The sequence below is a fragment of the Actinophytocola sp. KF-1 genome, assembly GCF_054661535.1.
On record NZ_BAAFVK010000014.1, the window covers coordinates 184198 to 203669 of the forward strand.

At 73.6% G+C, this 19472-nt stretch carries 21 protein-coding genes; 11 read left to right on the plus strand and 10 right to left on the minus strand.

Annotated elements, in window-relative coordinates; genetic code table 11:
* The first annotated feature begins 137 nt into the window (after window positions 1-137).
* Entirely contained in the window at window positions 138-1742 is a 1605-nt protein-coding gene (locus ACYQ77_RS36090) for a PucR family transcriptional regulator (RefSeq protein ID WP_459720061.1), read from the plus strand.
* Here ACYQ77_RS36090 and ACYQ77_RS36095 read toward each other — a convergent pair.
* From ACYQ77_RS36095 to ACYQ77_RS36105, 3 genes are all read right to left on the minus strand, one after another.
* Entirely contained in the window at window positions 1711-2862 is a 1152-nt protein-coding gene (locus ACYQ77_RS36095; protein WP_459719823.1) for a lytic transglycosylase domain-containing protein, read from the minus strand. The genes ACYQ77_RS36090 and ACYQ77_RS36095 overlap by 32 nt on opposite strands.
* A 96-nt stretch (window positions 2863-2958) precedes the next feature.
* Window positions 2959-3303: a hypothetical protein gene (locus tag ACYQ77_RS36100; RefSeq protein WP_459719826.1), complete on the minus strand. Its 345-nt coding sequence runs from the start codon at window positions 3301-3303 to the stop codon at window positions 2959-2961.
* 77 nt (window positions 3304-3380) lie between these two features.
* Entirely contained in the window at window positions 3381-4265 is an 885-nt protein-coding gene (locus ACYQ77_RS36105; RefSeq protein WP_459719828.1) for an amidohydrolase family protein, read from the minus strand.
* Between the two features lie 145 nt (window positions 4266-4410).
* Here ACYQ77_RS36105 and ACYQ77_RS36110 point away from each other — a divergent pair, with 145 nt between their 5' ends.
* From ACYQ77_RS36110 to ACYQ77_RS36145, 8 genes are all read left to right on the plus strand, one after another.
* A complete protein-coding gene (locus ACYQ77_RS36110; RefSeq protein ID WP_459719831.1) occupies window positions 4411-5781 on the plus strand; it encodes an MFS transporter in 1371 nt (456 codons plus the stop codon).
* Between the two features lie 9 nt (window positions 5782-5790).
* Complete coding sequence (locus tag ACYQ77_RS36115) at window positions 5791-6339, plus strand: TetR/AcrR family transcriptional regulator (RefSeq protein WP_459719834.1); 549 nt, start codon at window positions 5791-5793, stop codon at window positions 6337-6339.
* A gap of 632 nt (window positions 6340-6971) precedes the next feature.
* Complete coding sequence (locus tag ACYQ77_RS36120) at window positions 6972-8042, plus strand: FecCD family ABC transporter permease (RefSeq protein ID WP_459719837.1); 1071 nt, start codon at window positions 6972-6974, stop codon at window positions 8040-8042.
* A 13-nt stretch (window positions 8043-8055) separates the two neighbouring features.
* Window positions 8056-9000, plus strand: coding sequence for an ABC transporter substrate-binding protein (locus ACYQ77_RS36125; protein ID WP_459719840.1), 945 nt, complete (start codon window positions 8056-8058; stop codon window positions 8998-9000).
* A complete protein-coding gene (locus tag ACYQ77_RS36130) occupies window positions 8997-9758 on the plus strand; it encodes an ABC transporter ATP-binding protein (protein ID WP_459719843.1) in 762 nt (253 codons plus the stop codon). The genes ACYQ77_RS36125 and ACYQ77_RS36130 overlap by 4 nt, the downstream gene beginning before the upstream one ends.
* Before the next feature lie 31 nt (window positions 9759-9789).
* On the plus strand, window positions 9790-10392 hold the full coding sequence (locus ACYQ77_RS36135; protein ID WP_459719846.1) for a TetR/AcrR family transcriptional regulator: 603 nt from the start codon (window positions 9790-9792) through the stop codon (window positions 10390-10392).
* Window positions 10389-11246, plus strand: a complete 858-nt coding sequence (locus tag ACYQ77_RS36140) for a crotonase/enoyl-CoA hydratase family protein (RefSeq protein ID WP_459719848.1) — start codon at window positions 10389-10391, stop codon at window positions 11244-11246. Before ACYQ77_RS36135 ends, ACYQ77_RS36140 begins: the two co-directional genes overlap by 4 nt.
* 2 nt (window positions 11247-11248) lie before the next feature.
* Entirely contained in the window at window positions 11249-12865 is a 1617-nt protein-coding gene (locus ACYQ77_RS36145) for an AMP-binding protein (RefSeq protein ID WP_459719850.1), read from the plus strand.
* Between the two features lie 359 nt (window positions 12866-13224).
* Here ACYQ77_RS36145 and ACYQ77_RS36150 read toward each other — a convergent pair whose 3' ends face one another.
* Window positions 13225-13797 carry a sigma-70 family RNA polymerase sigma factor gene (locus ACYQ77_RS36150; protein WP_459719853.1) on the minus strand — a complete coding sequence of 191 codons (573 nt, stop codon included), beginning with the start codon at window positions 13795-13797 and terminating at the stop codon, window positions 13225-13227.
* Window positions 13798-13860: 63 nt separating this feature from the next.
* Here ACYQ77_RS36150 and ACYQ77_RS36155 point away from each other — a divergent pair, with 63 nt between their 5' ends.
* Entirely contained in the window at window positions 13861-14577 is a 717-nt protein-coding gene (locus ACYQ77_RS36155) for a zf-HC2 domain-containing protein (RefSeq protein ID WP_459719855.1), read from the plus strand.
* Window positions 14578-14604: 27 nt separating this feature from the next.
* Window positions 14605-15180: a copper resistance CopC family protein gene (locus tag ACYQ77_RS36160; protein ID WP_459719858.1), complete on the plus strand. Its 576-nt coding sequence runs from the start codon at window positions 14605-14607 to the stop codon at window positions 15178-15180.
* Between the two features lie 8 nt (window positions 15181-15188).
* On the opposite strand, the gene ACYQ77_RS36165 is transcribed toward ACYQ77_RS36160, so the two are convergent.
* The 6 genes from ACYQ77_RS36165 to ACYQ77_RS36190 are packed head-to-tail and all read right to left on the minus strand — an operon-like array spanning window position 15189 to window position 19405.
* Window positions 15189-16559, minus strand: a complete 1371-nt coding sequence (locus ACYQ77_RS36165) for a WXG100 family type VII secretion target (protein ID WP_459719859.1) — start codon at window positions 16557-16559, stop codon at window positions 15189-15191.
* Window positions 16559-16861 carry a WXG100 family type VII secretion target gene (locus tag ACYQ77_RS36170; RefSeq protein WP_459719862.1) on the minus strand — a complete coding sequence of 101 codons (303 nt, stop codon included), beginning with the start codon at window positions 16859-16861 and terminating at the stop codon, window positions 16559-16561. The genes ACYQ77_RS36165 and ACYQ77_RS36170 overlap by 1 nt, the downstream gene beginning before the upstream one ends.
* Window positions 16858-17256, minus strand: a complete 399-nt coding sequence (locus ACYQ77_RS36175) for a YbaB/EbfC family nucleoid-associated protein (protein WP_459719865.1) — start codon at window positions 17254-17256, stop codon at window positions 16858-16860. The genes ACYQ77_RS36170 and ACYQ77_RS36175 overlap by 4 nt, the downstream gene beginning before the upstream one ends.
* Window positions 17246-17980 carry an ESX secretion-associated protein EspG gene (locus ACYQ77_RS36180; protein WP_459719867.1) on the minus strand — a complete coding sequence of 245 codons (735 nt, stop codon included), beginning with the start codon at window positions 17978-17980 and terminating at the stop codon, window positions 17246-17248. The genes ACYQ77_RS36175 and ACYQ77_RS36180 overlap by 11 nt, the downstream gene beginning before the upstream one ends.
* A complete protein-coding gene (locus ACYQ77_RS36185) occupies window positions 17977-18315 on the minus strand; it encodes a hypothetical protein (RefSeq protein WP_459719870.1) in 339 nt (112 codons plus the stop codon). The genes ACYQ77_RS36180 and ACYQ77_RS36185 overlap by 4 nt, the downstream gene beginning before the upstream one ends.
* Complete coding sequence (locus ACYQ77_RS36190) at window positions 18302-19405, minus strand: WXG100 family type VII secretion target (protein ID WP_459719872.1); 1104 nt, start codon at window positions 19403-19405, stop codon at window positions 18302-18304. The genes ACYQ77_RS36185 and ACYQ77_RS36190 overlap by 14 nt, the downstream gene beginning before the upstream one ends.
* Window positions 19406-19472: the final 67 nt, after the last annotated feature.

Below are 19472 nucleotides of genomic sequence, written 5' to 3' on the forward strand. Positions count from 1 at the left end.
GCACGCGAAAACCGTATCCGCACAAGGGTTTTCGTCGTTCTACCGGCAGGCGGGCGCGCACGTGGCACAGGGTTGCGGTTCGGGGACGGGCAGGACGCCGGCGGTTCGCGTGGAGCAGAGGAGTGCCGACCGTGTCCATGATGCTCAGCCACCTGCTGTCGTTCGGTTTCTTCCCCGAGCACGTCGTGCTCGCCGCGGACCGGGCGCTGCACAACCCCGTCGCGACGGTCGTCGCGGCGACCGGGCTCGGTGCGGTCGGGAAGGTCGCGCCGATGGCGCTGGTGGTGCTCAGCCGGTCGCACCTGCGTGCCGAGGACGTGAGCACGGACGTCGCCATCCGCGTCGCGGCCGACCGCCAGGCCGCCGGGCTGCTGCTGCAGAACCCGATGGTGCCGGTACCGCTCGCCACCCGGACGCTCGCCGAGCGGGCCGGGGTGCCGCTGGTGCTGGTGGACCACACCGACCCGGACCGGCTCGTGCCCGCCATGGACCGGTTCGTCCGCTCCCCCGGCGCCGCCGACGCCGCGATGATCAGCGTGGTGGCGCACCGGCTGCGCTCCGCGGGCGACACGTCCGAGGACATCGTGCGGATGCTCGCGCAGGCGCTGCGCCACCCGGTCGGGCTGGTCGACACCGAGGGCAGGCTCCTCGCGGGCGCGCTGCCGGGAGAGGCGCTGGTGGCGTGCGCGGCCGGGACGTGGCAGCGCAGCGGCAACCAGTCGGTGCACTCGCTCGGCGAGGACGAGCTGCTGGTCGTCCAGCCGGTGCGCACGGCGCCGTCCGCGCCGGTGAACCTGTCGCTGGCGGCGGTGGTGCCGCTGGCCCCGGCGGCCAGGGTGCGCACGACGAGCCAGGTGCTCGGGGTCGCGGCGTGGGCGGTGGTCGCGCACCTCGCGACGACCGCGGTGCGCCTGGAACGGCAGAGCAAGCAGCACTCCGCGCTGCTCACCCGGCTGCTCGCGGCGGCGGACGACCCGCCACCGCAGGTGCTCGAGCACGCGACGGCGGCGGGCTGGGTGCTCGGCGGCACGCACACCGGCGTCCACGTGCGTGCGCGCGGCGGCACCGATCGCGCGCTGGTCCGCGACCGGCTCGGGGAACGGCTCGGCGCGGAGGGCGTCGCGATGCACCCGGTGCCGGACGCCGACGGATGGTCGCTGTGGACGACGGACACCCCGGGCGGCACCGCGCGCCAGGACGTGGCGGTCGCGGTGCGGCACGCGTTGCTCGCGGTGGAACGGGACTGTCCCGGCGCCCGCCTGTACGCGGGTGTCGGCACCGCCGACGACGGGACAGAGGGGTTGCGCAGGAGCCTGCGGGAGGCGCGGCGCGCGTGCGTGCTGGCCGCCGCGCGGAACACGCCCGGCGCGGTCGAGCACATCGGCACCAACAGCGTGAAACGCCTGCTGTCCAACCACTACCTGACCACCGTGCAGCTCGACCTGGCCCACCAGCTGCTCGCGCCGCTGATGGTGGCGGACGCCTCCGGCGCGCTGGTGCACACGCTGTCGTGCTACCTGGACAACGAGTCGTCCGCGACGGCGGCCGCCGCGGCGCTCGGGGTGCACCGCAACACGGTGCTGCAGCGGCTGGACCGCATCCGCGCGCTGCTCACGGTCGAGTTCAACGACGCCGACGAGCGGCTGGCGCTGCAGCTCGCGACCCGGCTCGTGCAGACCGGACCGCGCGGGGCGGCCGACGCGGAGGACGCTACGGACAGGTCTCGCCGGACGCCTGCGTGACCGGCGCGCCGAGCAGGCCGCCCAGCAGGCCCGTCGCCCCGTCCAGCACGCCGTCGACGACGCACACCACGCCGCCGACCAGTCCGCCGACGGTCCCGGTGAGCACGTCCCCCGGTGCCGGTGCCGGTGCCGGGGGTGTGGTGGCCGGCGGCTCGGGCTCGGGTTCGCCCGGCTCGGTCGGCTCGGTCGGTGTGCCGGACGGCGGCGGCGCCGGGGTGGTGACCGGCGGGGTGGTCGGGTCCGGTGCGCCGGGCGGGGCCGGGGTCGTCGGCGTGGTGGGCGTGCCCGGGCCGGTGACCGGCACGACGGGGTCCGGGAGGTCGGTGAAGCCGGGCACCACGATGGCGCCCTTCTCGTACACGGCCATCCAGGTGCGCACGATGCGCAGGTAGGACGCGGAGTTGTTGTAGCTGAGGATCGCCGCGTCCAAGGCGGCGCCGGTGGCGAGGTCGCGGCCGCCCGCGCACAGGTAGCGGCCCGCCGCGCCGGACGCGTCGAACACGTTGTGCGGGCTGGCGTCGCCGTCGCCGTTGCCGTCGGTCGCCCAGCGCCGCCACGTGCCGGGGATGAACTGCATCGGGCCGACCGCGCGGTCCCAGCGGGTGTCGCCGTCGAAGTGGCCGCCGTCGGTGTCGGCGATCGCGGCGAGGCCCGGGCTGCCGTCCAGCGTCGGGCCGAGGATCGGGTGCGGGGTGGTGCCCGCGCCGTCCACCCGGCCGCCGCGCGCGTGCCCGGACTCGACCTTGCCGATGGCCGCGAGGAGGGACACCGGCAGGTGGCAGCCCGGCATGGTCACCGAGGAGGCGGCGGCCGCGCGCCGGTAGGCCGCGTACACCAGCGCGGGCACCCCGCCCACCGCACCGGCGGGCACCACGGCGATGCCGCCGCCGGGTGTCGTCCGGGTGGCGGGTGGCAGGACCACGGGCGGCGCCGCGCTGTCCGGGACGGGCACCGGGCCGCCGTCCGGTCGCGGCGCCTCGACGGGCGGGATCTCCCGCTCCTCCCTGGCGGGCTGGTCCTGCCGGGGCGGCGGGGCGGCGGCCACCGCGGCCGTCACCAGACCCGCGATCGCGATCGCCGCCCAGGGTTTGCGCGTGCCGCCGTCGCGTCCCACCGCCATCGCACACCCCTTTCCTCTGGGTGCCGACGGTATGGCCGCGCCGACCGCGCCGGTTGCCCCCGCAGGCAACGCCACGGCCACCAGCACGTGCCCTCATTACTCCACAGTGGACTCGGTGCACGAGCACCAGTCGCCGTCACACGGCCTGCCGACTTCGCTGCCGTAGGGGCCCAGGCCGCGCAACGGGGCGAGGAGCTCGGCGCGTTCCTCCTCGGTCACGGCGGGCCGGCCGCCGACCTCGAGGTCCCACGCGGGGGCGCGGGCCCGCACGTCGTTCACGTCGCCGGCCACCCGGCCGGCCACGAACAGCGTGAACAGCGGGTGGTCCGGGAAACTGTTGCGCCGCAACACCCACCACGCGCCGTCCACGCGGGCGGCGTGGACGAACACCGGCGCGCCGGTGCGCCGCCACACGACGGCGCGGGTCAGGTGCTCGGACACGATCACAGCCTGCCCCGCGACCCCGTGGCGTGGCAAGGCGCCCGGTCTCCCGTTCGCGAACCACCCGTGACCGCGGCTCAGCGCAGCCCGAGCACACCGGCGGCGTTGTCCTTGAGCACGAGCGGCAGCACCTCGTCCTTGACACCGAGCGAGGTGAAGTGCTCGATCCAGGTCTCCGGCGCGATGAGCGGGTAGTCGCTGCCGAACAGCACCTTCCGCTTGAGCAACCCGCCCGCGGCCGTGACCAGCTCCGGCGGGAAGTACTTCGGCGACCAGCCGGACAGGTCGATGAACACGTTGCTCTTGTGCGTGGCGATCGAGATGGCCTGCGCCTGCCACGGCACGGACGGGTGCGCGAGGATCACGGTCAGCCCGGGGTGGTCGGCGGCGACGTCGTCGAGCAGCATCGGGTCGGAGTAGCGCAGCTTGATGCCGCGACCGCCGGGCAGGCCCGCGCCGATGCCGTTCTGCCCGGTGTGGAACAACGCGGGCACGCCCAGCTCCTCGATCGCCGCCCACAGCGGGTCGAACCGGGACTCGTTCGGCGCGAAGCCCTGCAGGCTCGGGTGGAACTTGAACCCGCGCACGCCGTACTCGGTGACCAGCGCGCGGGCCTGGTCGACGGCGGCCTCGCCCCGCAGCGGGTCGACCGACCCGAACGGGATCAGCACGTCGGCGTGGTCGGCCGCGGCACGCGCGATCTCCTCGCTCGACAGCGGCGCGCGGCCCAGGTTGGTGCGGGCGTCGACGGTGAACACGACGGCCGCCATGCCGGTCCGCCGGTAGCGCTCGGCCAGGTCCTCGACGGTCGGCGTCCGGTTGTCCGCCGACCTGAAGTACCGGGCGGAGGCGGCCATCAGCTCGTCGTCGAGGGACAGGCAGCCGTGGGCGTCCTGCTCGACGTGCACGTGGACGTCGATGGCGCGGACGGCGTCCAGGTCGATCGCGGGTGTGTAGCTCATCGTCCTCCGATCGGACGGCATCACATTGACCCTGCACGGTGAACAACTGTTTACTCAGGTGGTGAACAACGGTTCACCGTCCAGGACGGGTCACTCCGGTCGCCTCATGATCGTGCTTTGCGGGTGCGGTGTCACCGTGTCGCTGATGCACACGCTGGTGGCGCCGCTGCTGCCGGAGATCTCCCGCACGACGCACCTCTCGCAGGACGCCGCGGCGTGGCTGCTCACCGTGACCATGCTCGCCGGCGCGGTGGGCGCACCGGTGTGCGGCAGGCTCGGCGACATGGTCGGCAAGCGCAGGATGCTCGCGGTCGCGCTGGCGGTCATGTCGGCAGGGTCGCTGCTGGGCGCGCTCAGCTGGGAGTTCTGGTCGCTGCTCGGCGCGCGGCTGCTGCAGGGCGCCGCGTTCGGCGTGCTGCCGCTCGGGATCAGCATCCTCAAGGACGAGCTGCCCGAGGACCGGGTCATGGCGGGCACCGCGACGATGAGCTCCACGCTGGGCGTCGGCGGCGCGATCGGCATGCCGCTCGCCGGGGTGATCGCGCAGGTCATGAACTGGCACGCCGTGTTCTGGGCGGCGACCGCGGTGTCGGTGCTGGCGCTCGTGCTGGTGCTGGTGTTCGTGCCGGAGTCACCCGTGCGGTCCGGTGGGCGGTTCGACGTCGTCGGCGCGCTGGGGCTCGGCGCCGGGCTGGTGGCCCTGCTGCTGGCGGTCTCGCAGGGCAGCGCGTGGGGCTGGGGCAGCCCGGCGACCGTCGGCCTGTTCGCCGGGTCGGCGGTGGTGCTGGCGCTGTGGGCCGTCCACCAGCTGCGGGTGCGGCAGCCGCTCGTGGACCTGCGGACCTCCACGCGTCCGGTGGTGCTGCTGACGAACACGGCGACCGTGCTCGTCGGCGTCGGCATGTTCGCGAGCTTCATGCTCACGCCGCTGACGCTGCAGGCGTCGACCGCGACCGGGCACGGCTTCGGCGTGTCGGTGATGGTCGCCGGGTTGTGCATGGTGCCGATGGGTCTGGGCATGCTGTTCTTCTCCCCGCTGTCGGCGCGGTTGTCGGCGCGGCGCGGCGCGCACGTGACGCTGCTCGTCGGCGCGCTCGTGATGGTGGCGGGGAACGTGGCGCAGGCGCTGCGGCCGGGCACCATCCCGCTGCTGATGGTCGTGCTGATGGTGCTGTCGATCGGGACCGCGCTGTGCTTCTCCGCGATGCCGACGCTGATCATGGCGTGGGTGCCCGCGACCGAGACGGCGTCGGCGAACAGCCTCAACTCGCTGCTGCGCACGATCGGCACCAGCACGTGCGCCGCGGTCGGCGGCACGTTCCTGGCCGCGTACCCGATGCGCGTCACCGGCGAGGTCGTGCCCTCGGCCACCGGTTTCACGGTGACGTACTGGATGGCCGCGGCGGCAAGCCTCGTCGCGGCGGGCCTCGCTCTGGCCGTGACCGCGGTGATCCGCCGCAGCGCGCGCACCACCGCCGAGGAGACCGTCACCAGCGCTGACCTGGCGGTTCAGTAGGCTCCCGCCATGGGCACCCCGGAGGCGGGCGACACGCGGCTGACGATCGTGCGGGCCGCGCGGAAACACTTCACGAACGGCGCGTTCGCCGAGGTGGGGCTGCGCGACATCGCCCAGGACGCCGGCGTGAGCGCGGCGCTGATCGTGAAGTACTTCGGCAGCAAGGAAAACCTGTTCGCCGAGGCGATTTCCTTCGAGGCCGAGGCCGGGGCGTTGCTGGACTGCGAGCTCGACCGGCTCGGTGAGCACCTCGTCCGCACTCTGCTCGACCTGCATGACCGGGCCAGTTCGGATCCGTTCCTGCGGGCGGTGATGGCTGCATTCCGGCCCAACGGGGCGCATTTCTCGGCCACGTTTCAGCGGCACTTCACCGAGCCGCTCGCCGCGCGGCTGACCGGACCGGACGTTCCTCTTCGGACCGCGATGATCTGTGCGCACCTCGCCGGGCTTGGCGCGGTGCGGGTGGCGGTGAAGTTGCCTGGCGTCACCCGGTTGTCTGTTGAGGAGACTGTCGCCGTTTTCGGGCCTCTGTTGCAAGGGCTCATCACACCGGGGTGACTCTCTCCGGCGGGGTCCTCTGCGGGGGTTTCGCGGTCCTGGGTTTGTCCTCGCCGGACGGGCGTCCTCGCCGGAGGGCGTCCTGCCGGACGGGCCTCCTCGCCGGAGGGGCTGGTCTCCGGGATGGCAGGGGGTCTTGCACGGGGCTGGGTTGGCAAGGACTGGTGTCCGTGGCTGCCTGCCATCCCGTCGACCTCCCACGGGCTATCACACCGCGTCAAGGGGGCCCGGGCGGTTTGGTCTTCGGGTTGCGTCGGGCTTCCGGGCCCCCTTGACACGGCGTGATCGGGCTTCGCCAGGTCGACGGGATGGCAGGCAGCAACCCTTGTGGTGAGCTGCGCTCGGCTTGGGCGGGCGCAGCCCGCTTCGCGGGCCGGGCGCTGCGCGCCCAACCCGCGAGTCTCCCGTTCAGGACTCGCGAGTCCCCCGTTCGGAGCTGGCGAGTCTCCCGTTCGGAGCTGGCGAGTCTCCCGTTCGGAACCACCGTCCATCGACGCGGCCCCAGCCCACCCCTGCTGTGGTGAGCCCCACTGCGACACCTTCTCGCCATCCTTAGGCTGTTGCAAGTAAGTTGCATCAATAGTGGTCGAACACGAGGGGGCGGTGTGGCGCTGGGCAGCACCAGCATTGAGGTGGCGGACCTCGATGACGACCTCGGCCACGCCGCCCGTCGGCGGTCGACCGCCCTCTGGGTCGGCGGGCTGTCGGCCGCTCTCCTGGTCACGCTCGTCCTCGCCGTCGGGATCGGGGCCGTCGCGATCGATCCCGCCACCGTCGCGCGGGTCGTCGGGCATCACCTGCTCGGCCTGCCTTCGGACATCACGTGGACCACCGCCCAGAACTCGATCGTCTGGCGGGTGCGGTTGCCGCGCGTCGTGCTCGGGGCGGTGGTCGGTGCCGCCCTGGCGGTGTGCGGGGTGGCCCTCCAGGCGATGGTGCGCAACCTGCTCGCCGACCCCTACCTGCTCGGCGTCACCTCCGGGGCGTCGACCGGCGCGGCCGCGGCCATCCTCTTCGGGCTGGGTGCCGGGTTCGGCGAGCACGCGCTTTCCGTCAGCGCGTTCCTCGGGGCGCTCGGCGCGTCCGTCGCCGTGTTCGTCGTCGCTCGGGCCGGTGGGCGGATCACCTCGCTGCGGCTGCTCATGGCCGGGGTCGCCGTCGGCTACGCGCTCTACGCCGCCACCAGCTTCCTGATCTTCGCCGCCGACTCGGCTGAAGGGGCTCGGTCGGTGCTCTTCTGGCTGCTCGGCTCGCTCGGGCCGGCTCGCTGGTCGTGGCCGCTCGCGATCGTCGTCGTGGTGGTGTGCCTGACGATCGCGCTCCTGATGGTCTGGGGGCGCCGCCTCGACGCCCTCGCCATCGGCGACGAGACCGCCCACACCCTCGGCGTACCACCGGCCCGCTTCCGCGTGCGGCTACTGCTCGTGGTCTCGCTGTGCGTCGGGGCGGTCGTCGCGGCGTCCGGGGGGATCGGGTTCATCGGGCTGGTGGTCCCGCACGTCGCCCGGCGGTTCGTCGGCGCGGCGCACGGGCGGGTCATCCCCGTGGCGGCGCTGATGGGCGCCATCTTCCTCGTCTGGGCCGACGTCGCCGCGCGCACGCTGCTCGAACCGCGCGAGCTGCCCATCGGCATCATCACCGCCCTCGTCGGCGCTCCGTTCCTGTTGCTCCTCGTCCGGCGTTTTCACGCGCACGGCACCTGAACCAAGGAGACCCGTGCGCCGCCTGTGGATCCTGACCATCGCCCTGTTCGCCACCGCCTGCGCCGCGACCACCGACGCCGGCAGCGGCGTGACCGTGCGGAACTGCGGCACGGACGTCACGTTCGACGCGCCGCCGGAGCGGATCGCGTTGCTCGAGAGCGCGCCCGTCCCGATCCTGCACGGGCTCGGCGTGCTCGACCGGGCCGTGCTGCGGGCGGGTGCGTTCCCCGCGGCGTACTACGACGCGGCGACCAACGCCGCGATCGCCGGCATCGAGTCGCTCGGCGAGGACCTCGACGAGAGCGGGCACCTGCGGATCTCGCAGGAGGCGATCATCGCCCGGCAGCCGGAGCTGGTGCTCGGCCTGCCAGACGGCATCACCCGCGAGGGTCTCGCCTCCTCGGGCATCGACGCGCTGGTGCAGCCGGTGTACTGCCCCGACGGCGTGGCCGCGACGACCTTCGACGACCTCCACGAGCAGATCGAGCTGTACGGCCGGGTCTTCGACCGCGCAGGCGAAGCCGACCGCATGGTCACCGACCTCCGCGAACGTGTGGCCGCGGTCGAGGAATCCGTTGCCGGGCAACCGGAACGCACGGCGGCCGTGCTCTTCCCCACCGTCGGCGGCGGCAGCGGCTACGCGTACGGGAACCGGAGCATGGCGCACCCTCAGCTCGAGGCGGCCGGGTTCCGCAACGTCTTCGCCGACGTCGACGAGCGGGTCTTCGAGGTCACCACCGAACAGCTCATCGACGCCGACCCCGACGTGCTGGTCCTGCTCCACGTCGACGGCGATCCCGGCGACGTGCGGGACGCGCTCGTCAGCCTGCCCGGCGCCGACGGTCTGCGTGCCGTGCGGAACGACGACATCCTGGTGCAGCTGTTCAACTTCACCGAGCCGCCCACACCGCTGTCGGTGACCGGGCTGGAGCGCATCGCCGAACGGTTCGCGCGGTGATCACCGCCGAGTCCGTCTCATTCGGCTACGGACCCGGCCTCGTGCTCGACGGGGTCGTGGTGTCCGTGGCACCCGGCCAGGTCGTCGGCCTGATCGGGCCGAACGGCAGCGGCAAGACCACGTTGCTGCGCACGCTCTACGCGGCGCTGACCCCGCGCGCGGGACTGGTCACAGTGGACCGAACGCCGGTCGGCGACCTGGCGCCCCGCGACCTCGCGCGCCGGCTTTCCGTTGTGGCACAGGAGGGTGCGAGCGAACTGCCGCTCACGGTCACCGACACCGTCCTGCTCGGCCGGGCGCCGCACCTGACGACGTTCCAGCGCCCCGGCCGCGACGACCACCGCATCGCCGCCGCGGCGCTGACCAGGGTCGGCGCCCGGCACCTGGCCGGCCGCGTGTTCGCCGGGCTGTCCGGCGGCGAGAAGCAGCGCGTGCTCATCGCGCGGGCGCTGGCGCAGCAGACCTACCACCTGCTGCTCGACGAACCGACCAACCACCTCGACATCCGGTACCAGCACGAGGTCCTGCGGCTCGTCCGCCGCCTCGAGGTCACGACCGTCGTGGTGCTCCACGACCTCAACCTCGCCGCCCGCTACTGCGACGAACTCGTCCTGCTCGACGCGGGACGGGTCGCCGCGGCGGGCACACCCGACGCCGTCCTGCGCCCGGAGGTGCTGGAGCCGGTCTACGGCATCGGCGTCCGGCGCGTCACCACCGACGACGGTCTCCAGCTGCTGTTCCGCCCCCTCGACGATTGACAGTCAGATGTGACTGTGAAACGGTGCGCGCATGCCCACCGGTGTGCGGACGGCGCAGCGCGAGGCCACGAGGCGCCGGATCCTCCAGGTCGCGGTCGACCTGCTGGTCGAGCGCGGCCTGGCCGCCACGACGACCGTGGAGGTGCAGCGGGCGGGCGGGTTCAGCCGCGGCGCGCTGCTCCACCACTTCCCCACGCGGGAAGCCATGCTCGGCGCCACGATCCGCACCCTCATGGAACACAACGAGGCGGCGGTGCGGGCGGCCGAGGCCGAGGTCCCCGCCGGGCTGGACCGCGTCGAACGGGCCGTCCGCGTGCTGTGCCGGACCGTGACGCGGCCCGCGTTCGCCGCCGAACTCGAGCTGTGGGCGGCCGCGCGCACGGACACCGCGCTGCGGGACGTGCTGCGTCACGAGGAGAAGCGGGCCCGGGTGGACCTGTACCGGGTGGTCGGCGAGGTGTTCGGGCCGGACCTGGTGTCCGCCGAGCGCTACCCGCTGGTCGCGGCGCTGACCGTGCAGTTCCTGCGGGGGCTGGCGATCTCCGACGTGCTGCGCGGCGAACGGGGCGCCGAGCGGCTGGTGACCGGGTGGGCCGAGGTCGTGCGCACGATGCTGGAAGGGAGCGGCACATGATCACCTACGAGGTGCGGGACCGCAAGGCGTACCTGACGTTGAACCGGCCCGACCGGCTCAACGCGATCACCATGGAGATGGCGCGCCTGCTGCGCGAACTGGTCGACCGCGCCAACGAGGACCCCGACGTGCACGTGATCGTGTTGCAGGGCAAGGGACGCGCGTTCAGCGCGGGCTACGATCTCAAGCTGTACGCCGAGCAGGGCGACGTCATGCAGCCGCCGGTCTGGGACCCCATCAAGGACTACCAGCACATGAAGCGCAACACCGACGACTTCTTCAGCCTGTGGCGCTCGCTGAAACCGACGATCGCGAAGGTGCGTGGCTACGCCGTCGCCGGGGGCAGCGACATCGCGCTGTCGTGCGACCTCGTCGTGATGGCCGAGGACGCGCGGATCGGGTACATGCCTGCGCGGGTGTGGGGGTGCCCGACGACCGCGATGTGGGTGTACCGGCTCGGCGCGGAGCGGGCGAAGCGGATGCTCCTGACCGGCGACACCATCGACGGCGCCACCGCGGCCGCGTGGGGCCTGGTGGTGGCGGCGGTGCCGGACGCCGAGCTGGACGCCGCGGTGGAGGCGCTCGCGGACCGCATCGCCGGCGTGCCGGTCAACCAGCTGGTGATGCAGAAACTGATGATCAACCAGGCCTACGACAACATGGGCCTGCAGGGCACACAGCTGCTGGCGACCCTGTTCGACGGGATCACCCGGCACTCGCCGGAGGGCCGCTGGTTCCAGGAGTTCGCCGCGCAGCACGGGTTTCCGGCCGCGGTGCGGTGGCGTGACTCGGGCAGGCCGATCCCCGACGGCGGCGGCCCGATCCCGGCCGGCGCCGAACTCGACGAGGAGTGAGCATGGCAGCGTTGTCGTACCGCCCCGCGGACACCAGCCGTCCGGTGCTCGACCTGACCACGGGCGACCTGCTGCGCGCGGTCGCCGCCGACGCGGGTGACCAGACCGCGCTCGTGGAGGTCGCGCCGCCCGGTGCGCCGTCGCTGTCCGGCGCCGACCGCACCGACCGGACGTGGACCTACCGCGAGCTGCTCGCCGAGGCGGAGCAGTGCGCGCACTGGCTGCTGACGCGGTTCGCGCCGGGCGACCGGATCACCGTGTGGGCGCCGAACATCCCCGAGTGGGTCGTGCTGCAGTACGGCGCGGCGCTGGCCGGCCTGGTCGTGGTGACCGCCAACCCCGCGTTGCGCGCGGCCGAGCTGCGGTACGTGCTCGAGCAGTCCCGCTCGTCGGCGCTGTTCCACACGGCCGGGTTCCGCGGCAGCGACATGACCGCCATCGCCCGCGAGGCGACCGAGCTGCCGGCCTTCTCCTTCGCCGACTGGCAGGACACGGTCCGCGCCCACCGGGACGGCGGCACGCTGCCGACCGTGCGGCCGGAGGACGCCGCGCAGATCCAGTACACGTCCGGCACCACCGGGTTCCCCAAGGGTGCCCTGCTGCACCACCGCGGGCTGGTGACCAACGCCCGCTTCATGATCGACCGCACCCGGTTGCGGCACGGCGGCGTGCTCGCGTCGGCGATGCCGCTGTTCCACACGGCGGGCTGCGCGATGGGTGTGCTCGGCACCGCGCACCAGCGCGCCACGTTGGTGCTGTGCCGGCTGTTCGACCCGGCGCTCGTGCTCGACGCGGTGGCGCGGCACGGCGCCGACCTGCTGGCCGGTGTCCCGACGATGCTCATCGCGATGCTGAACCACCCCGGGTTCGACCGGTTCGACCTGAGCGGCCTGTCGTGCCTGCTGTCCGGTGGCAGCCCCATCCCGCCCGAGCTGGTCCGCCAGGTCGAGGACCGGTTCGGCGCCAGTGTCACCGCGGTGTACGGCCAGACCGAGCTGTCCCCGGTGGTCAGCCAGACCAGCCCGGACGACACCCCGGAGGACAAGGCCCTCACGGCGGGCCGCCCGCTGCCGCAGCTGGAGGTCGCGATCCGCGACCCGCTCACGGCGGAGGTCGTCCCCCTCGGCGAGCAGGGCGAGATCTGTGCCCGCGGCTACCAGACCATGCTCGGCTACTTCGACATGCCCGACCGCACGAGGGAAACCGTCGACGAGGACGGGTGGCTGCGCACCGGCGACCTCGGCACCCTCGACGCCCGCGGCTACCTGACCGTCACCGGCAGGCTCAAGGACATGATCATCCGCGGCGGCGAGAACATCTACTCCGCCGAGGTCGAACAGGTGCTGTTCACCCACCCCGAGGTCCGCGAGGCCACCGTCCTCGGCCTACCGGACCCCCAGTGGGGCGAGGTCGTGGCGGCGGTGGTCGTACCGGCACACCCGGACCACCCCCCGACGGCGGCGGAACTGCACGCCCACTGCCGAGCCCACCTGGCACCCCACAAGACCCCGACCCACTGGTTCCACACCACGGAGCTCCCCCTGACCGGCTCCGGCAAGATCCAGAAGTACCGCCTACGCGAACAACTGGACGCCGCGACCCTCCCACCCCTCCCCTGACCCACCCGCGAGTCCCCCGCCCAAACCCCGCGAGTCCCCCGTTCAGGCCCCGCGAGTCTCCCGTTGAGAACCCGCGAGTCTCCCGTTGAGAACCCGCGAGTCCCCCGTTGAGGACGCGCGAGCCTCCCGTTCAGGACCGGCGAGTCGGCGTTTCGGTGCTGTCCGTGCGACGCGAACCGGCGACTCGCATGTTCCGAACGGGAGACTCGCGGGTCCCGGGACGGAGACTCGCGGGTCCCGGGACGGGGACTCGCGAGTTCCGAACGGGAGACTCGCGAGTTTCGGAAGGGCGACTCGCGAGTTCCGGGAGGGAGACTCGCGGGGTCCGAACGGGAGACTCGCGGGGTTCGGGGGGGGGGTTAGATTGCGTCGTGTTCTTGGGTTTTGTCGGTGGACAGCAGGTCTTGTCTTGCTCTTGCCACCCGGGAGCGGATGGTGCCCACCGGGACGCCGCAGACCTCCGCGGCCTCCACATAGGACATGCCGAGGACCTGGGTGAGGACCAGGGCCTCCCTGCGTTCCGGCAGGAGTGCGCCCAGGAGGACGTTGACCTCCACGACGTCCTCGAAGCCCGGGGCGGACTCGGTGCTGTCGGCGTGCAGGCGGTCCGCGGCCTGGGTCCAGTCCACCGCGCCCGTGGTCCGCGGGCGGGACGTGACCATCCTGATGTGGTCGACGACGGCCCGGCGGGCGATGGACATCAGCCACGTCCGCGCGCTCGCGCGGCCCGCGAACGACGGCAGGCTCGGCAGTGCGCGCAGGTACGTCTCCTGCGTGAGGTCGTCGGCCAGGCCGACGCCGCCCAGGTGCGCCACCAGCCGCCACACGTCGCGCTGCGTGGCGCGGACGAACCGCTCCAGCGCGCCCCTGTCCCCCTTGCCCGCGGCGATCGCCAACGCGGTCAGCTCGTCAGCACCACCCGGAGTCGCCACGGCGTGGAGGGTAACCGAGAATCCGCCGGGAACCACAGGCCCATTCGGCACGACAATGAGACTGTGGAGTGCCTCACGTGTCGCGAGTCCCTGTCGGCCAGACTGGACGGCGAGGCCGAGCCCGTCCCGGCCGCGCAGGTCGACGCGCACCTGGCCGGGTGCGGTGCGTGCCACGCCTGGCTGCGACGCGCCGAGGAGCTGAACCGGCTGGTGCGGGTGCGGCCCGCCGCGCCGGTCCCCGACCTGACCCACGCCATCCTCGCCGACGCGCCCGTGTTCGAACCCGAGCAGGGCTGGGGTGTCCGGGGCGCGCTGGTGTGCGTCGCGGTCGCGCAGGTGGCGCTCGGGCTGAGCCAGCTCGTCGGCGCAGGCACCGCGCACGCGCACGCCGGGCACCTGCTCAACGAGAGCACCGCGTGGAACCTCGCACTCGGCATCGGCATGCTGTGGGCCGCGTTCCGGCCCCGGGCCACGACCGGGCTCGTGCCCATGCTGGCCGGTTTCCTCGTCGTCCTCTTCGCCTACTCCGCGCATGATCTCCTCACCGGCGCGGCGCCGGTCACCCGCGTGCTCGGGCACGGCCTGCTCCTGGTGGGGCTCGTCCTGATGATCATCGTCGACCGGCGGCACCACCCGCACACGCCGGAGTCGGCCCGGGCCGCCCAGCCGGACACCGCGCACGGCCGGGCCGACGGCACGGTCGAGCCGAGCGACCTCGACGTCGCGACCCCCACCGGCCGTCCCCACCTCCGCCCGGCCGGCCACCACCGCGCGGCCTGACGACGGCCACGAAACCCCGAGGAACCAGTGCACCCACGACGACTCGCAGCCGCGTTCCTGCTCAGCGCGGCGGCGGTGCTCGCCACCGCGACCCCGGCCGCCGCGCACGCCGAGCTGATCGCCAGCGACCCCGTGCGGGACGCGACGCTCGCCGCCCCGCCCCAGCAGGTCCAGCTGACGTTCAACGAACCGGTGTCCCTCGACGACGACCCCGTCGTCGTCACCGGACCGGGGAACGTGACGTGGACGGTCGGGCAGCCGGTGGTCGCCGGCGCCGTGGTCACCGCGCCGGTGCGGGCGAACGGGCCCGCCGGCCGGTACACGCTGATCTACCAGGTCCTCTCGCACGACGGGGACGCCGTCACCGGCAGCGTCTCGTTCACGCTCACGGCGGCGGCGCCCCCGCAGGCCACCACGACAACGACGACGACAACGGAGCAACCACCGACGACGACGGCCACCACGTCCGCCGCCGTCGCGCCCGCGAGCGACCCGGACGACGGGGTCCCGGTCTGGGTGTGGCTCCTCGGCGCGGTCGCGGTCCTCGCCGCCGTCGTGGTGGTGGTGTCGCGGGCAGGGCGGTCCCGCGGCACCGGTTCCTGAACGGGCGGTCAGGAACCCAGCTCGCGGAGGGCGACGACCTCCGACGGAACCACGTAGTCCTCCTCGTGGTCCTCGACCACCTCGTACTTGCGGTGGTGCTCCTTGTCGCCGTCGCCGGCGGGGTGCGCGGCGCCCATGGCCCCCATCGGCATCGCGGCCGGCGTGCCGCCACCGGACCCCCGGACCACCTGCGCCCTGCCCGTCTGGCGGGTGGTGTCGCCACCACGCCCGCCCGCGACGCCCGCCCCCGACGGCAGACCCGGCGCGACACCACCGGTCTGCACGCCACCGCCGCCGAAGCCGCCGCCGGGAACTCCCCCGCCGTGACCGGACAGGCGGGCCGAATCCGGCGCACCACTGTGGACCGACGGGATGGACGGCATCGACGGGACCGCGCCCGACGACCGCGTCGACGGGTACGGCAGCCCGGCCGAACCTGCGGCGGAGCCCGGGTCGCGGTAGCCGGGCATGGCGCCGGGGGACGCCGAACCGCCGGACGACGAAGACGTGGGCGAGCCGGACGGTGCCGCACTGCCGGGATCGGCCGCCGCCATCGTGTCGGCGAACTCCTGGCCGCTCATCCGGTCCGCGCCGCCCTGACCGCCGCCCGCACCGCCCTCGCCCGACGCCTGGGCGGCCACGCTCTGCCTGCTGATGCCCGACAGCGCCTGGTTGATCAGGTCGACGATGGCCATGCCGCCCTGCACCAGCTTCATCAGGTTCTCGCCGCTGGCCAGCAGCGCGGCGAGCTTCGCGGCGATCCGCAGCGCGTACTCGACGGCGATGCCCACGCACGGCGGGATCGCCTCCACGACGCTCTGCCCGAAGGTCTCCCCGGCCCGCGCGATGGCCTGGGTCATGATCGGCACGATCTGCGCGACCGCCTCGGCGATCAGCTCGGTGACCTCCGCGATGGCCTGCGCCACGACCTGGCCGGCGCCGACGATCGCGCTCGCCACCGTGGTGCTGCCCTGGCCGAGGCCCGCGATGCCGTCCGCGTGCTGCGCGGCCGCGTCCCGGTACTCCGTCGCGGCGGCGCCGGACCACCCGGAGGTCTGCGTGTTCGCCGACGCCCGGTATGCGTCGGCGACACCGCCGATGTCCTGCCCCGCGGCGCCGAAGTCCTGCGACCCCGACGCGACCGAGGCGGAGTTGCCGCCCTGCAGCTGGGTGAGCCCGTCACCGAGGAACGACACGAGCGGCATGAACCAGCCGAGACCGGCGGCGGCCAGCCCGGACAGCGGGTTGAGCGTCGCCTCCAGCAGGCCGAGCGGTGCGCCCGGCACACCGAGCCCGGGCGCCACCCAGCCCTTGGCCTGCACGGCGTCGTCGGTCGCCTTCAGGTCGACGACCATCTGCGCGGTGTTCGTGTCGGTCATCAGGGGTACTCCCGGTTGAGGATGGTGGCGTTGTCGCCGTCGGTGTTCTCGTAGCCCGCCGCCGTCCTGGTGAGGCCGGTGCTCAGCTCGGCCACCGAGGACGACGTGCCGGTGACCGAGTTGGCGACCTGGGTCATGGCGCCCTGCAGGCCGGTGGACAGGAACCGGGCGAACAGCCCGAGCGCGAGGTCGGCGAGGCCGCTCGGCAGCCGCCCGCCGATGGCGGACAGCGCCTCGGCGATGTCGCCGACGTTGCCCGCGTGCCCGTGGAGCTGTCCTGCGTCGACGTCGAAGTCGGTCATTGCGTGATCTCCGGGTTCGCGAAGTAGTCGTCGTCATCGGGGTCCCTGGTCGCCGGCACCCCGGCGGGCAGGTACTGCTTGATCACGTCCAGCGCGGGGGTGTCGCCGAAGTACCTGGTGGAGATCCCGGCGATCTGGGCACTGACCGCGTGCCGCGCCTTCCGCGTGGTCTCGAGGATCAGCCGCGCGAGGTCGTCGGCCTCGAGCGTGCGGGCCGCCGGGGTGAGCCGGAGGTCCTCGAGCGTGCCGCTGGCGCTGACCCGCACCGCCACCTCACCGCGCGGCGAGGACGCGGTGCTGCCGACCTGCCCCAGGCGCGCACCGGCCTCCTTGGCGCGGGTCGCGATCTCGGTGAGCCGCTTGTCGTACTGCGCGAGCCACTCTTCAGGATCCATCGTGTTCCCTTCTGGCGATCATGGCCACGTCGTGGAGTGCGAAGCGCAGCTCGTTCTGCCGCAACGAGTTGACGCTGATCCACCCGTCGTCCGCGCGGTGCACGCGCACGCGCCCACGTGGACCGTCCAACCACGACAGTTCGGTGTCGCACCTGGTGGTGCCGCGGTGGTCGCGGCGGCTCCCGCCGAGCTGCCCGGTGCCGGTCAGCTCGGGGACGACCACCTCCAGCTCCGCGAGCACCTTCGGGTCGTCGCCGCCCGGCGGGAGCGTGATCGGCATGAGCACGGCGGGGTCGGCCTCGGGCACCAGCGCGGCCAGCTCCCCGGCCAGCGCGTTCTGCGCGACGCGGCGGATCCGCACCCCGTTCGCGGCGTCGTCGCCGGTGAGGGGCTGGTGGCAGACCAGTGCCCACGACCGGTAGACCATGGCCACGACACCGACCGCCCCGTCCGGCCCGGTCAGCACGAGGTCGACCGTGCCCCGGTACTCGCGCAACGCCGTGACCACCTCGGCGGCGATGCCGAGCGGGCCGCGTTCCCCCGCCAGGCCACGCGCCCGCAGCGTCACGCCGGCCGCGGCGAACAGCACCTCCCGCTCCCCGGGGATCCGGCCGAACTCCGGCACCCGCAACGGGAACGGGAACGGCGTGCCCGCGTGCGTGGCGAGCAGGTCCAGTTCGACCAGGCCGAAACCGACCCCGTCGAGCACGGGCGCGGCGGTCATCCCAGCGTTCCCTCGTCGGTGAGCCGCCACGCGATCTCGGCGTCGCCGTCCCGGTAGCGGTCCACGGTGTCCCGCAGCGCGCGGTGGTAGCTGGCGAGCTCGCCGTCGGCGGCGCTGACCTCGCCGGTGAGCCCGGCCGGTCCGGCTGCCTCGCGCAGCCGCGCCGCCAGGTGCAGCGCGGGTGGCGCGGTGCCGAGCGGTGGTCTGCGCTCGGCCAGCCGCCCCGCCGTGGCGACGAGGCCGTTCGTCTGGTCGCCGATGTCGGTGAGCGTGCGGACCTGCCCGGTCAGCTCGTCGGTCAGGACCTCGAACCCGTGCGACTTACTGGAAGCCAATGTCGTTCTCCCTCTCGGTCACGGCCCCGATCACCGGGGCGCTGGTCCGCTCGTCCACCGCGAACAACCCGTTGTCCACGTTGGGCAGCCGGGTCTCGTGACGCTTGTCGTGCTCCTCGTCGCCCGGCCGCGCCGCGGACGCGGGCGCGAAGAACCCGCCCGGCCCCATCGCGCGCTTCGCCGCCTCGGACAACGCGGCGCTCTCGGCGGCGAGGACGCCCTGCACGGGCGGCGGCCCGCCGCCGACGAGCCCGCCGGGGCCCGGGGTGGCGCCGCCGACCAGCCGCGACCACGGCACCCCGCCGGTGCCGCCACCCGCGGACAGCCCGCCCGCCGACAGGCTCGCCGCGCTGGTCGTCGCGCCGCCGTCCTGCGCGGCGCCCTTCTTCCCGTCCACCGCGTACTGCCGCGAGGTGGTGGCGCCCGGCCGGGTGGGCACGACCTGGCGGCTGCTGTTGTGCAGGCTCGACTCGTACTGCTGCATCACCCGCACCGCCTCGGCCTTGGACGCGCCCGCGACGGCGTCGGCGGTGAAGATCCGGGCGCCGCCGACCAGGATCGCCTGGATCGGGTGCAGTGGCCCGGCGCCGACCGCGCTCGTCGCGAGCGTCATGGGGTCCGGCGGCGGGGGCGGCATGGTGTTGCGTGCGACGGCCAGCGCGTCACCGGCGTCCGCGGCCGCCTTCTGGACCGTGCCCGCGCGGGCGCCCGCGTTCCAGATCCGGTCGGACAGCTCGGCGAGCCGGTCCGCGGCCAGGTCCGCCGCCTGGCCCTGCCAGTTCGCCCGCAGCCCGTCCGCCTCGCGGCGCAGCGCGTCCGCGTAACCGGTCAGCGCGGTGCTGTGCCTGCCCCACTCGGCGGCGACCGTGCTCACCTCGCCGACGTCCGCGTCCTCCCACAGCATCCGGTACAGCTGCTCGTGGGTGTAGGCGTTCCAGTTCGTGCCGCCCGGCGGGGTCGGCGCACCGAAGAACTCCGCCCACACGCTGTCCAGCGCGTCGGTCACGGCCAGCGCCAGGGTGCCGAGCGGCCCGTCCGGACTGAGTACCGAGGTGACCGCGCTCGTCAGGTCCTCGACAGTTTCGAACACGTCACCGACCGTGGCGCCGGACCGGCGCCCGGACCAGGACCTGGCACCGGCCATCTGTGTCCGGTCG